Origin of the sequence: Microcoleus sp. PH2017_24_DOB_U_A, from assembly GCF_020738205.1 — a bacterium.
Taxonomy (GTDB): Bacteria; Cyanobacteriota; Cyanobacteriia; order Cyanobacteriales; family Microcoleaceae; genus Microcoleus.
In genome coordinates, this window is sequence record NZ_JAEQCT010000036.1 from 64,844 (window position 1) to 79,685 (window position 14,842).

Consider the following 14,842-nt stretch of genomic DNA (forward strand, 5'->3'; position numbering starts at 1 on the left):
TATCATGTCGGTATCGCAATCTATCAGACTACGACTAAAAGGCTATGCAGAAGATCGAAGACGCATCATTCCCCACGATGAGAATTTCCCCAAACCAGCAGGATTGGCTAGAATTGGCAGAATACGCCTCTATTGCCGGTTCAGCGATTGGTACCATTGCTGCGGGATTGTCGGGGCAAATTCTCTACGCTGCCGCCCCGCTAACCGCAGCACTCTCGCTGAATCTCGCCAATCGCCAGCGTTTTGAGCAAAAAATTCAACAAAAGGCAAATTCTGCCATCGCAGAGGTACAGGCCTCCGCAGAAGCTCGATCGCAGCAAGTTCAGAAACTACCTGGAGAACTTACCAAACTTGATTCTACCGTCTCCGACTTAAAACAAAAACTCGGTATTTTGGAATCCGGCGCCATCGCCGACATACAAGCTGCGGTAGCCGCACTCGAACGCCAAGCGCAGGCACTTCCTGCCGATTCTCAAGAACTCTACAGCATCCTGTCGGATTTGCAGGAAAAACTCCGCATTCTGGAAAATAGCGCCCTCAGAGAGCATGATTGGGAAAATGTCAACGTCCGATTTTTGTTGCTAGACGAGAAGTTAACTGAGGTTAGAACTATTACAGCAGAGTTGCAGGAGCGATCGAACGAAGTAGACTTGGATCGAATCCAAGGTTCTCTGAAGCAATTGCAGGATTTGCTCGATCGACCGACAATAGATACAGCGACGCTGCAAACCGAAATTCAGCACTTGCAGGAGCAAGTTTCCGAGTTGCAGCGACAAAATCAAGAAATTGTCAAGCCTTATTTGCTGCGCTTGACTCGCGCCGTCAAGAAACTCAGTCAGTAGTCATTGGTTATTGGTTATTGGTTGTTTGTTATTGGTTGTTTGTTATTTGCCTTGTCTTGTGGCTTTGCTGCCAATAACCGATCGCAAGTAATCTCAGATCCGCTCAATTACCGATAAGAAAAAATGTTTTTAGTGAGGACTTTAGTCCTTGATTTATGAGGACTAAAGTCCTCACTACGAACTAATTTTATAGTCTGATAGCGGAGACTATCTAACCCTTGCAAATAACTAATAACAAATAACTAATAACTAATAACGAAATTTTTGCCAAGCTTGCCAGAAAATATAGATTGATAAAATTGCTAAGAGCGATCGAAAGGCTAAACTAATAGTGCGATCGGACAATCTCGGCAAAAACCTGGTGCTGATTTGCGCGCCCAACAAACCGCCACACCCAAGAATCAACCCCACAACCCACAAAACATTCCCGCGCGCCGCGTGTCCCGCCGTCGCCGAAATTGCCGTAATCACGATGACGCCCAAACTCGTTTGAATTGCCTTTTTAATGCTTTCCCCTAACAGCAAAATTTGCAAGGGAACCATAATCACACCACCGCCTACACCGAACAAACCTGCCAATAAACCGGCAGCACTGCCAGTCGCAATTTTAGCAAAAGTTGGATTAAATAGAATACTTGAATTGTTGGGTAATTGGTGATTGGTAATGGGTAATTGGGAATTGGTAATGGGTAATTGGGAATTGGGAATTGAGCCAGATTCTTTCGTGTCTTCCCCTTCCCCTTCTTCTTCCACTTTCTTAGCAGTCAGGCGCTTGCGAACTTCAATCAAATAAATATTCAGCCACAGCAACAACCCAAAAGTAACTAACAGCAAATAAGGAGGAAATATCCCCGCCAAATAAGCACCAATTTGTGCTGTGATGACGGCGGGAAATCCGATGCCTGCGACTTGACTCAAGTTGAGATAGCCCATGCGCCAATTCTGGATGCTGCCAGAAAGAGCCGTAATTACGATCGACAAACCGCTAGTAGCAACCGCTTGCACCGGAGCATACTTGAGAGCCACCAACAACGGCACGAGCACCGTACCGCCGCCGATACCCAAAAAACCAGCTAGAATACCGGCAAACAGTCCGGCAGCACCCAGAATCAATAATTCGCTAACAGTCATTAGTTAATAGTCATTAGTTATTTGTTATTTGTTATTTGTTGTTTGTTACTCGCTTGGGGCTGCTAATAACCAATAACCAATAACCAATAACATTAATCAATACTCACAACTCAAGATTATTGAGAGTCATTAGTAGCCCCGTCAGGCATAATTGCCCGCCTCAAATCTGCATCGCGGAAGTTAGTTCGATTGAGATTAGCATCAATCAAAACAGCTTCCACCAAAACAGCCCCGCTCAAATTAGACCAACACAGCTTCGCCCGGTACAAATTAGCACCGCTCAAGTTAGCACCGCGCAGAGTTGACCAACTCATATTGGCAACTCTCAAATTAGCATTGCTCAGATTAGCTTCGCTGAGATTAGCTCCAACCATCGTGACTTGACGCAAGTCTGCACCAGTCAGGTTGGCCCTGCTCAGCATCGCCCCACTGAGAATTGCCTGAGTCAGATTGGCTCTTTCTAAAAGCGAATCGCTGAGGATAGCATTTGTCAGGTTTACAGCTTTGAGAGTTGACCAACTCAAATTGGCCTTCATCAAATTAGTGCGAATCATACTAGCTTCGGTTAAGTTAGCCGCAAACAAATTCGCTTCGGTAAAGTTGGCTTCTGTCAAATTTGCTTCCGTCAAATTTGCCTTAGTCATGTTGACTTCTCTCGCCATTGAGCCGCGGAGGTTTGCTCCCACCAGGTTAGCCCCGCTGAGATTGGCGCGGGTCAAATCGGTACCGATGAGATTGGCTTCGGTGAGGTTGGCTTCCGTCATGTCCACCCCACCCAATTTCACCTCGCGCAAGTTCGCTCCCGTTAGGTTAGCGCCTTTGAGGTTTGCGTTTTGGAAATTCGCTCGGGTAAAATTAGCCTCGCTGAGGTTTGCCCCTTTTAAGTCGGCTCCCGCGAGGTTAATCTCTCGAAAAATTCTTTCTCCGGCCGCATATTGCCTCAGAATTCGATCGGCCTCCATGTCATTCGCCTCGCAATTTTTGTTTCAAACGTTAGAGTGATCGGTTTTACACATCATCCCAGATAACCACGGTATTCACCCTGTACGCTTCAGTATCTGTAGAATTTTGGCACTGCTGTGCGAATCTATTCTAGACGGTCTCCTAAAGGTCAGCGATTCTGAGAGAATTAAAAATAGAGTCAAGATATCAGAAAAACAGACAACTGAAACAACAGACAAAGGAAGTTTGAGAATGCCTGAGAATTTAAGAAGCCAAGCGGTGACTGGGGGCGTGCAGCGTTCGCCCAACCGCGCCATGCTGCGCGCCGTGGGTTTTGGCGACGGCGATTTCACTAAGCCCATTGTGGGCATTGCCAACGGCTACAGCACGATTACGCCCTGCAATATGGGATTGAACGACCTCGCCTTGCGGGCCCAGGCGGGTGCAAAAGAAGCCGGCGCCATGCCACAGATGTTCGGTACGATTACTATCAGCGACGGAATCTCGATGGGAACCGAAGGGATGAAATATTCTCTGGTGTCGAGAGATGTGATTGCAGATTCGATTGAAACGGTTTGCAATGGCCAGAGTATGGATGGGTTGCTGGCTGTGGGCGGTTGCGATAAGAATATGCCGGGGGCGATGATTGCGATCGCCCGCATGAACATTCCTGCTATTTTTGTCTACGGTGGCACGATCAAACCGGGACACCACAACGGACGCGATTTAACTGTCGTCAGCGTTTTTGAAGCAGTCGGTCAATTCAGCGCCGGCAAAATTGACGAAACAGAGCTCAACGCAGTGGAACAAAAAGCTTGTCCCGGCGCTGGTGCTTGCGGCGGAATGTACACGGCAAATACGATGTCCAGCGCTTTTGAAGCTATGGGGATGAGTTTGCCCTATTCTTCGACAATGGCTGCTGAGGATGCTGAAAAAGCCGACAGCGCTGCGGAATCTGCAAGAGTTTTGGTCGAAGCAATTCGCAAACAGTTGTTACCCAGCCAAATTTTAACACGAGCGGCCTTTGAAAATGCGATCGCGGTAATTATGGCGATCGGCGGTTCAACGAATGCGGTGCTGCATTTATTGGCCATTTCAAATGCGATCGGCGTTGAGTTGTGCCTCGACGATTTTGAAACAATTAGAGCCAAAGTACCCGTATTGTGCGATCTCAAACCAAGCGGCAAATACGTAGCAACCGATTTGCACAAAGCCGGCGGCATTCCTCTAGTAATGAAAATGCTTTTGGAACGCGGTTTGCTGCATGGAGATGCGCTGACAATTACAGGTAAAACAATTGCCGAATCCCTAGCAGATATTCCCAGCGAACCCCGCGCCGATCAAGATGTCATCCGCCCTCTTGACAATCCGATGTACGCCCAAGGACATTTAGCAATTCTCCGGGGAAATCTGGCAACAGAAGGATCGGTTGCTAAAATTACAGGTGTTAAAAAACCGCAAATCACCGGCCCAGCGCGGGTATTTGAATCGGAAGAAAATTGTTTAGCTGCAATCTTGGCTGGCAAAATTCAAGCCGGAGATGTCATTGTCATCAGGTACGAAGGGCCCAAAGGCGGGCCGGGAATGCGCGAAATGCTAGCACCAACTTCGGCAATTATTGGTGCAGGTTTAGGCGATTCTGTGGGGTTAATTACTGACGGTCGCTTTTCCGGCGGAACCTACGGCATGGTTGTCGGTCACGTTGCACCCGAGGCGCAAGTTGGCGGCACAATTGCTCTGGTAAATGAGGGCGATTCAATTACGATTGATGCTAACAATCGCTTGTTACAGCTCAATGTTGATGATGCAGAATTAGAGCGGCGGCGCGCTCTTTGGCAAGCTCCTAAACCCCGGTATACTAAGGGTGTTTTGGCTAAATACGCTAAGTTGGTTTCTTCTAGCAGTGTCGGCGCTGTAACTGATTTGGGTTTGGGTTGAAGAAGAAAACCTAATTTTAACCGCAGATAAACGCAGATAAACGCAGATGAAATTCCATCTGCGTTCATCTGTGTTCATCCGCTGATATCTGCGGTTAAAAAAACGATCGCTCCGCTAGCTAACATACCTGACAAATTGCTAAAATAATCGAGATAAAACTGTCAAGAATAGATACTGCGATTGCTTCGTTCCTCGCTATGGCAATTCTCACCCAAGCGTATTGGTTTTTAAGTCGCGAGAATCCTATGGGACTGGACTGTTGGTCAAATGCTCGGTTGGCTGACCCCGTAGCGTAATCTGGATTTATGAATGATTTTTTTTACCACAGAGGCCGCAGAGGGCGCAGAGTTAGAGAGGAGAGGGTATGTTACGGATTTGGTTTGAGCGAATGTGCGGTCGATCGCCGATCGCACCATAACACTGTTTGAACAACGGGGCGCGATCGCATCCCTGTCCCGGCTTTTGCTGAAGCCCTGAATCTGACTGTTGGTCAAATGTTCAGTTGGCTGACTCCGTAGCGTAACCTGGATTTATGAATGATTTTTTAACCACAGAGGCCGCAGAGGGCGCAGAGTTAGAGAGGAGAGGGTATGTTACGGATTTGGTTTGAGCGAATGTGCGGTCGATCGCTTATACTAGAATATCTGGTTGTGTGCCCTTCAAGGACGAAACAGGACTGAAGTCCTCACTACAAACTTAATTATGATTATTTAATCGGACTTGATATCAACTCTCAGTTAACCGCTAACTACTAACAACTAAGTACAAAAAACGTTTCTGAACAATGGAAGCAAAATCCTACAAAGACACCGTAAATTTGCCCAAAACCAAGTTTGATATGCGCGCCAACGCCGTCAAACGCGAACCAGAATTGCAACAATTTTGGGCAGATCAAGAAATATACGATCGCCTTTCGCACAATAACCCAGGGGATTTGTTCGTCCTCCACGACGGCCCGCCCTACGCTAACGGACAACTCCACATCGGCCACGCCCTCAACAAAATTCTCAAGGATTTTATCAACCGCTACCAAATGCTGCGCGGTAAAAAAGTCCGCTACGTACCCGGTTGGGATTGTCACGGATTGCCGATCGAACTTAAGGTATTGCAAAACATGAAGTCGGACGATCGGCTAAATCTTACTCCGATCGATCTCCGCCGCAAAGCCTCCGCCTTCGCCCAGGAAACAATGGCGCAGCAGCGCACATCCTTTCAGCGCTACGGCGTTTGGGGCGACTGGGAACACCCGTATTTAACCCTGAAACCCGAATACGAAGCGGCTCAAATCGGCGTTTTCGGTCAAATGGTGCTCAAAGGCTACATCTTCCGCGGCTTCAAACCCGTGCACTGGAGTCCGAGCTCGAAAACAGCCCTCGCTGAAGCTGAATTAGAATATCCCGAAGGCCACGTCTCGCGCAGCATCTACGTCGGCTTTCACGTGAGAAAATTGTCAAAATCCCTGCAAACGAAGCTCAAGCGCTATATGCCGAGCCTCTGGGCGGCGATTTGGACGACTACCCCCTGGACGATTCCGGCTAACTTGGCGATCGCAGTTAATCCCGAACTGATGTATGCAGTGGTGGAACCGCCGGCAAATTCCCACATTGCACAACAATTTATGTTAGTTGCTGTCGATGCGGTCGATCGACTGTCGGCAACTTTGAATACTGAATTAAAAATCCTGGCTACCTTCCCAGGTAAAGATTTAGAAGGTTCCACCTACAAACACCCGTTGTTCGATCGCGAAAGCCCGATCGTTGCCGGTGGCGATTACATTACCGCGGACTCAGGAACCGGATTGGTGCACACTGCACCCGGCCACGGACAAGAAGATTTTATCGTCGGGAAACGCTGCGGTTTGCCAGTTTTAACCCCCGTTGATGAAAACGGAAATTTCACCGCCGAAGCAGGACAGTTTGCAGGTTTAAATGTCCTCGGAAACGGCAATGCCGCAGTCATTGATGCCCTTGCGGAAGCAAATTGTTTGATTAAAGAGGAAGCTTATCCTCACTCGTATCCTTACGATTGGCGGACTAAAAAGCCGACGATTTTTCGGGCGACTGAACAGTGGTTTGCATCCGTTGAAGGGTTCCGCGATGAAGCGTTAAAGGCAATTTCCGGTGTGAATTGGATTCCCGCCCAAGGGGAAAATCGGATCACGGCTATGGTTAGCGATCGATCGGATTGGTGTATTTCTCGCCAGCGGACTTGGGGCGTGCCGATTCCGGTGTTTTACGACGAAGAAACCAACGAACCTCTGTTAAATGAAGAGACGATCTCGCACGTGCAAGCTATTTTTGCCGAGATCGGTTCCGATGCTTGGTGGGAAATGTCGATCGCCGAATTGCTACCGGAATCATACCGCAATGACGGCCGCACTTACCGCAAGGGCACAGACACGATGGATGTGTGGTTTGACTCGGGTTCTTCCTGGGCGGCTGTGGCGAAAGGGCGATCGGAATTAAACTATCCTGCTGATATCTATTTGGAAGGTTCAGACCAACACCGCGGCTGGTTTCAATCGAGCTTACTTACCAGTGTAGCAACTAACGGCGTCGCTCCCTACAAAACAGTTTTGACTCACGGTTTTGTCCTAGATGAAAAAGGCCGGAAGATGAGCAAATCTGAAGGCAATGTCGTCGATCCGGCGTTAGTAATCAAGGAATATGGCGCCGATGTTTTGCGATTGTGGGTGTCTTCGGTAGACTACTCCGCCGACGTGCCTTTAGGCAAAAACATTCTCAAACAGCAATCGGATGTTTACCGCAAGATTCGGAATACAGCGAAGTTTTTGCTGGGGAATTTACACGACTTCGATCCGGCAAAAGATGCCGTTGCTTTCGAGGATTTGCCGGAACTCGATCGCTATATGTTGCACAGAATGGGCGAAGTTTTTGCGGAAGTTCAAGAAGCTTTTGAAAGTTTCCAATTTTCCCGATTCTTCCAAACAGTTCAGAATTTCTGTACCGTGGATTTGTCTAATTTCTACTTGGATGTTGCCAAAGATCGACTTTACATCAGTTCGACAGATGCGCGCCGCCGCCGCAGTTGTCAGACGGTAATTGCGATCGCAGTCGAAAATTTAGCACGGGCGATCGCACCTGTGTTGTGTCACATGGCTGAGGATATTTGGCAGTACATTCCTTATCAAACACCGTACAAGTCAGTATTTGAGGCTGGTTGGGTGCAACTAGATGCTAAATGGCACAATCCAGAATTGGCGACTCGCTGGCAGTATTTGCGACAAATACGCGGCGAAGTTAACAAGGTTTTGGAACAGGCGAGGACTGAAAAGGCGATCGGTTCTTCTTTGGAAGCTAAGGTTTTATTGTACGTTCCCGATGTCGCCAAAAGAGCGCAATTGCAAGCTTTGAATCCCAGCAGCGAAGGATTGATGGATTACGTGCGATCGCAAAATGCAGCCATCCAACTAGCAGAAGACGAGAAAGCCAAAGCAGTACAAGACAAACAAGAATCACAAGCAGCAAGTGTTGCCAAAGTCTTGACAGAAAAGACAGTTCATGTTGAGGAAGAAACTGTCGCCAAGGGCGATGCAGCTTCTGAGATTGTAGAATATTCTGCCCCAGAAGCATCTGCTTTAGATTTGCAGGAAATGTTAGATAAAAGCGCCCAGTTTGTGGCGGATTTGCCTAACTATGCCGGCAACTTTTTCACAGAATACCAAACATTGCTGGTAACGCTTGGGCTGTTAGCTTCTGTGGCGATAACTGGGAGAGTAACCCTGGCGGTTTTGGATACAATGAATCAGATTCCGCTGCTGGGCGGCTTGTTTGAAGTCATCGGTATCTTGTTTACAATCTGGTTTGCTTTCCGTCACTTGCTGTTTGCAGAAAGCCGCCAAGAAATGGCACAAACAATTGATTCGCTGACAGCAGATGTGCTTGGAAAGTCAACGGCGCTGGTACTGGTAGAAACACAGGAGATTGTGCTTTCACTTCCAGTAGAGACAGCCCTTGTACCAGTACAGGCGATCGCACAAACAGCCCCAGTCGAACAAGTGTTTGCAGAAACACCCGAAATCCCGACAGCAGAATTAAGTGCGATCGCGCCCCAAGCAGAAATTCCTGCGGAAATAGCTGTACACCACCATTCTGCAAGTGGTAGCAACGGTGTAGACGAACTGCGCTACTTGTTCATTACTTCGGAAGTGGAACTGATAGAATCGAATGCAGTGATGCAGGAATTGCCGTACAGTTACCAATCTCCAGAGTTGGCGATTGGTGTAGTTAAAGCAGACGGCCAAAAGTGCGATCGATGCTGGAACTATTCTACTCATGTCGGAGAGTCGATCGAACATCCGGTAATTTGCGAACGTTGCGTCTCAGCAGTTGACGGCAAATTCTAACCCTAGGATGTACACAAGTACCGCTGTAATTGTCATTAGTGGGATGGGCTTCTAGCCCGTCCCAAACATACAATTTAAATGCAAAACACCCGAACAATATTGAGTCTAGATGATATCAAATCCGGTAACATCTGAATTATTCATTTCTCTATATCTCTCCCTCTGTGTCCTCTGCGCCCTCTGCGGTTAAATAATTCCGATACAGCCGGAAACAAAATGATTCATTTCTGATTATCATCATCGCTTTCTGTAACTCTACATTTCCCCCAGAAATTCAAGCATAAAAGCACAACAAAAGACAGGAAAAACACAACTGCTGGAACTATCCAAAAAGCACCGCCTCCAATCAGAACATCGCCATCTGGCGTAATACAGCTAGAATTAGCAGCCTCGATACAATCCCGCCATTTCCAGTACCGCACGTAAAAAAGATAAAAGAAAAATGAAGAGAAAAACAGACAGACAGTCATTACAAGATAAGACATCTGAGGGAGCATCTCACTTTTGCAAGAAGCATTTTTTATGGTAGTGCGAGCGTCCCCGCTCGCGTGCTTCTACAAGCACGCGAGCGGGGACGCTCGCACTGTAAATGCAAAACTGAGATGCTCCCACATCTGATTACAAAAACAAGAGTTAATTGAAGAACTTTTCTATTTCTTATTAAAAAAACGGCAGACAAATTCACCAGGATTGTTTTGTCCAAACGCCAAAACAGTGCCATCTTGCTTAACTGTACTGTGGCTGCGGCAATTGTAGACTTCCAGAGGCTGCTTGACTCCATCAACACTCAGAATTACCCTGTATTCCCAGTAGTTTTTCGCACTGCGCTTGATATCGACAATGCAAATCTCGCGCCCTTGATAGTTGCGACAGACAGAAGCCTCAGCCGGAAGCGCGGCGCCGAAAAAACAGATTAATAGCAACAAGTAGCAAGCATATTTCATGATTCGCGATCTATTCTACTGCATAACCAGTAAACTTTCGCATAAACGGCGGCTGAAATCCCCACACAATGTCCTCCTTGGGAACTCCGGCTATGACTAAATCTTCAGCAATATCATCTTCAGTCGCATTCCATTGCAGCCAAATTTTCCCGCCCTTGATATCAATGTGAATGCTACAGTGATGCACTCTAGTCTGTTTGTCCCAGCCCACATAGAAGATTTGGTAATGATCTCGTTCTGTATCAAGAATTGTCTCGACTTCAATGTCTCCGTGGGCAGGTTTGCGGTTGCCGTACTCCATTAACATTTGCTGTACAATTTGCCGATATTTGATTAGTTTTTCCATTTAACAATTACCTCAATTGCTGTATCATAAACTATCATTTTTAGCTGATTTTCCTCCACTCTTGCTTTCGGAAAATCTAGTTGAAAGAATTATTCGTAAGTTATTAATGGCACAGCCAAGTACAAAATGCGATCGGGTTCTTTTTCTTTCAGTGCAGCTCGGTAATTAATGAACTGCCCCAAAGCTCTGTGGAATTCGGAGATTGCCGACGATTTTGTCAAAAAGCTTTTAACTTCAACGGCAATTTTTTCGCCTTGCCTTTCTGCTGCAATCAGCCTTTCTGCTCCCAGATCGATCGACATATCTACACCGCCCACACTAATCGGAAACGGATCGTGGGTAATATGCCAGCCTTCTTTTTGCAAAGCTGTTTTGACAACTTCATGAAAAACATCTTTGGCCGACATAATCAATTGATAAATAACTTACTTATTACTATCATACCTCTTAACCGCTAAATACAACAGTAGCTGTAGGGTGCGTCGCTACCTTGAATCCCAAAAAAAGAGCGACAATCTCAGAGCGACGCACCTTACTTACTCGAAAATTGTGTATACCACATATACATGGAATATGCTGTAATTTAGCGTGCTGGCGGTAGCTTGATTTCGATACCCACTTTTTGACCTAAATCGATCGCACTACTGGCAAAATCAGTCATCCCTGCGATCGGAATCGCGATCGCAGTAGCCGCACCAATCATCGCAGTCAAGCTCTTCTTTAACCTGGCTTTATTCCATTGGCTTTCAGGCTTCTTAATCTCGGCTTCGACATCTTCAATATCGATAATTATCCCATCGCGAATGTCTTCGGGAAACTGCGTCGCACTTTCACGCATTGATGAAATCAGTTTCAGGATTTCGGCGGTATTGGCATTATTAATAATTTTATCGCCTCCAACTTTATCGCCTGCAACTTTATCACCTCCAACATTATCACCTTGACCGTATTGATAAATATTGTTAGACATCGGGGTAGTTTCTGGTGTATACTTGTACTTTAATTGTAACAGTTGACTGCTGTGTAATGGCAACATTGCATAAGTTTGACCATCGTCGTCGCTGAATTCAACTTCGTAAACTTCTGGAGCTAAAAACTCGACAATTGTACCCACTTGACCAGCAAGTAAATTACCAGATGGTAAATCTTCCTTGATGGCAACAACATCAAGTAATTGTAATTTTGAAATTGTCTTTAGCATAATCTACCTCCGAATATAACAGCTAGTGAGTCGTGGAAAAGTTTCTGTAGGACGGACAATCCAAGTGCTGCGAATTGTTGCGGTGTTTTCATTGCGAGTTAGAGGAAAATCTACAACATAGCGTTGACCGTATTCATCTTGGCTGGTGGATATGGCATCATGGATTTGAATCGCTTCTAACAAGATAAATTGCAGGTCTTCGGCATCTTCAGCACTTAACCCTAGGATAGCAAGAAATAATCGAGCTTTGTGTTGTCCCCGATCGTGTTCGATGTTTAAGCTATAGTCACGCAATTTCTGAATATCAATAAATGCAGTTTCAACGTTAGGGAGTTTCATCGGAATTGCCCATTATCTTGTCTCCTTGAATTCGATCGCCCCCAAAGTTATCGCCGCTACCATTTTGGTTAAATGTTTTAGAACGGCGATCGAGATTGTTTTGATGAACGTGAATGTTAATCCCAGGATAGCCGTCTTCTGCATCATCAAAAAATTTATCGCCCCTTTGCTTTCTGCGCCGAAGTTCGATCGACTCATACCCATCCAACAACGGCCGCAAATCCAGTTTAAGTTTCAGTTTCCCCACACGCACCGTATTCTCGCCCATCTCCTCCAATCCTAGCAACTCCTCGTAATCCAGCGGATCGGCATCGGGATAACCCGGAACCGGCACCCATTGACTGATTTCCAGATTCGCAAAAGAATTGTGGATTTTGGTAAACGTATCCCGAATCATACTTAAAAAAGAACGCCGCGTCGATTCCCGCCCGCTAACCGCGATCGAGATTTTCTCATCTTCCGGGTCAGATTTAATTCGGGCGATATTGTACACCTCAGCGCCTTCGGTGTACTCCAGCATTACCCCCGTGCGCCAGTGGGTGCAGTTGTGGATTTTCTCGTGCATGAGGACGATGAAACGCGAGAGGATGCTGTCGGGGAGGATGCGGTAGTGATATTGAAATTCCAGGGTTTCGCCTTCGAGTTTGGTGTTTTCCGGTTCTTCTTTGGGCAAAATGCCGGGTATCAGGAAAGTCAGCGCGTTGCAATGGCTGAGGGGGAAACAGAGTTGAAATTCGCCCATCAATTCGGTGAGGCAATTGTAACGATGGCTGGGATATTTAGTTGAGTCCAGGATGCGGCTGAGGTCGGCGTAGGTGAGAATGCCTTTGGTTTTGACTTTGAGTGCGTCGTCGCTGAGGAGGGCATAGATGCCTTCTGTCACCCAGTGGGGATTGAGGATGTTGGTGGATTGCAGGATCGGGTGTTCGCGGAAGTTGAGGACAATGCCCAGGTTGTGCAGCAGTCCGATCAGTTGGGTTTGGTCGGTTTCTGCGAGGATGTTTTCGGTGGCGCAGATGGTGGCGTATTCGCTGATGCTGATGAAGTCTTTGTCGAGGTTTTCCAGGCGCTGCTTGACTTGGAACCAGCTTAGTGGCAAAAGATCGTAGACTTCCTTGAGTTGGGAGATTTCGGTGTGGATGGCGCTGCGGAGTTCGTCGATGCCGGTGCCGCTTTGGCAGGAGGTTTCGATAATCGCTTTGATGTTGGGATATTTGTCGCGCAAGGCTTTGCGGTTGAGATCCAGGGGTTGTTCGTCGGATTTGTTGCCGACGAGGATGACGGGGGATGCGTCGCCGAAGCTTTGGATCAGTTTCAGCCAGTATTCGAGGCGGTTTTCGTCTTCGCTGGTGCGGCAGTTGGAGACGAGGAGGTAGAGGCTGCGTTTGGTGAGGAAAAATTGGTGGGTGGCGTGGTAGATTTCTTGTCCGCCGAAGTCCCAGACGTTGAGTTTGACTGGTTTGGTGTTGACTGTAATTTGCCAGTTTGTGATGTTTAGTCCGTCGGTTTGGGGCTGGTTGGGGTTGTATTTGTTGTGGGTGAGGCGGTTGATGAGGGAGGTTTTGCCGACGCTACCTTGGCCGACGAAGAGGACTTTGGCTTCGTTGAGGGGGAGGACTTTGCCGCTGCGGAGTTGGCGCAGGTAGTTGAATATGGCGGCGGGAGTACCGGGGTCTTCGTTCAGGTTGTCGGGCCCTAGGACTTCTGGAGAAATGGGCAGGGGATTGCGACGGAGGTCGAGTGTTTCAAGTTTTGGGAGGGTTTCTAAGCATTCGGGAATCTTTTCAATCTGATTGTTAGCGAGGTAAAGCTCTGTCAAATTCGACAGTTTGCCGAGAGCTTCGGGAATTTCCGCTATCTGATTGTTCCAGAGGTAAAGCCGTGTCAAATTCGACAGTTTGCCGAGAGCTTCGGGAATTTCTGCTATCTGATTGTAACTGAGGTAAAGCCCAGTCAAATTCGACAGTTTGCCGAGAACTTCGGGAATTTCTGCTATCTGATTGTTACCGATATCAAGCCCAGTCAAATTCGACAGTTTGCCGAGAACTTCGGGAATTTCTGCTATCTGATTGCTATTGAGGTAAAGCCGTGTCAAATTCGATAGTTTGCCGAGAACTTCGGGAATTTCTGCTATTTGATTGCTATTGAGGTAAAGCCATGCCAAATTCGATAGTTTGCCGAGAACTTCGGGAATTTCTGCTATCTGATTGTTACCGATATCAAGCCCAGTCAAATTCGACAGTTTGCCGAGAGCTTGGGGAATTTCTGCTATCTGATTGAAACCTAAGTCAAGGTATTCAATATTAGCAAGTTGAGCGATCGCATCTGGGATGTGTGTTATCTGATTTCCTCTGAGCTTAAGCTGCATCAGACTGGACATTTGGGTGAGTGCTTCAGGGATTTGTTTTATCTGATTGCTAAACAGGTCAAGATATGTCAGGTTAGACAGTTTGCTGATCGCATCCGGGATTTCTGCAATCTGATTGCCAACGAGGTGAAGCTGTCTCAGTTTGGACAGTTTTCCGAATGTTTCGCAAAGATTTACTAACACTTCTAGGATGTCTTCAATCTGATTGAAACTGAGGTCAAGCTTTGTCAAATTGGGTAATTTGCCGATCGCATCTGGAATTTCTGTTAAACCAATGCTGGTTAAATTCAAACTCTCTAATTGCTTCATTTCCAGCAGCAATTCTGGGGGAGCATCCCACTTTTGCAATCAGTATAAATACTCAGACAATTGTCTGTCTGACTAAGTTGATGGCATAATAGAAAGCAAATAAATTACCATAATCC

10 protein-coding genes and 1 pseudogene are annotated in these 14,842 nt (G+C 46.9%); 3 read left to right on the plus strand and 8 right to left on the minus strand.

Features of this window, described 5'->3' with window-relative positions; translation table 11 throughout:
* Positions 1-44: 44 nt before the first annotated feature.
* A complete protein-coding gene (locus JGK07_RS10845) occupies positions 45-842 on the plus strand; it encodes a hypothetical protein (RefSeq protein WP_293196983.1) in 798 nt (265 codons plus the stop codon).
* Between the two features lie 249 nt (positions 843-1,091).
* Here the strand turns inward: JGK07_RS10845 and JGK07_RS10850 are convergent, their stop codons facing one another.
* Both JGK07_RS10850 and JGK07_RS10855 read right to left on the minus strand, forming a co-directional pair.
* On the minus strand, positions 1,092-1,973 hold the full coding sequence (locus JGK07_RS10850; protein ID WP_293183415.1) for a sulfite exporter TauE/SafE family protein: 882 nt from the start codon (positions 1,971-1,973) through the stop codon (positions 1,092-1,094).
* A 116-nt stretch (positions 1,974-2,089) separates the two neighbouring features.
* Positions 2,090-2,935, minus strand: coding sequence for a pentapeptide repeat-containing protein (locus JGK07_RS10855; RefSeq protein WP_293196982.1), 846 nt, complete (start codon positions 2,933-2,935; stop codon positions 2,090-2,092).
* Between the two features lie 232 nt (positions 2,936-3,167).
* On the opposite strand from JGK07_RS10855, the gene ilvD reads away from it, so the two are divergent.
* The gene (ilvD, locus tag JGK07_RS10860; RefSeq protein WP_293189412.1) at positions 3,168-4,853 is read left to right on the plus strand and encodes a dihydroxy-acid dehydratase; all 1,686 of its coding nucleotides are present in this window, start codon (positions 3,168-3,170) and stop codon (positions 4,851-4,853) included.
* 784 nt (positions 4,854-5,637) lie between these two features.
* Positions 5,638-9,219 (plus strand): isoleucine--tRNA ligase, encoded by a 3,582-nt coding sequence (gene ileS / locus JGK07_RS10865; RefSeq protein ID WP_293223872.1) that lies wholly within the window; start codon positions 5,638-5,640, stop codon positions 9,217-9,219.
* 650 nt (positions 9,220-9,869) lie between these two features.
* Here ileS and JGK07_RS10870 read toward each other — a convergent pair.
* The 6 genes and pseudogenes from JGK07_RS10870 to JGK07_RS10895 all read right to left on the minus strand — a co-directional run bounded on the left by JGK07_RS10870 (position 9,870) and on the right by JGK07_RS10895 (position 14,765).
* On the minus strand, positions 9,870-10,163 hold the full coding sequence (locus JGK07_RS10870) for a hypothetical protein (RefSeq protein ID WP_293223874.1): 294 nt from the start codon (positions 10,161-10,163) through the stop codon (positions 9,870-9,872).
* Positions 10,164-10,173: 10 nt separating this feature from the next.
* Entirely contained in the window at positions 10,174-10,509 is a 336-nt protein-coding gene (locus tag JGK07_RS10875; RefSeq protein ID WP_293183425.1) for a XisI protein, read from the minus strand.
* Positions 10,497-10,916 (minus strand): annotated as a pseudogene (locus tag JGK07_RS10880) (XisH family protein). Before JGK07_RS10880 ends, JGK07_RS10875 begins: the two are co-directional and overlap by 13 nt.
* Positions 10,917-11,092: 176 nt before the next feature.
* Positions 11,093-11,710, minus strand: a complete 618-nt coding sequence (locus JGK07_RS10885; RefSeq protein WP_293241813.1) for a DUF4926 domain-containing protein — start codon at positions 11,708-11,710, stop codon at positions 11,093-11,095.
* Positions 11,711-11,713: 3 nt separating this feature from the next.
* Positions 11,714-12,049 carry a DUF6883 domain-containing protein gene (locus JGK07_RS10890; RefSeq protein ID WP_293241816.1) on the minus strand — a complete coding sequence of 112 codons (336 nt, stop codon included), beginning with the start codon at positions 12,047-12,049 and terminating at the stop codon, positions 11,714-11,716.
* Entirely contained in the window at positions 12,036-14,765 is a 2,730-nt protein-coding gene (locus tag JGK07_RS10895) for a COR domain-containing protein (protein WP_293241819.1), read from the minus strand. The genes JGK07_RS10890 and JGK07_RS10895 overlap by 14 nt, the downstream gene beginning before the upstream one ends.
* Positions 14,766-14,842: the final 77 nt, after the last annotated feature.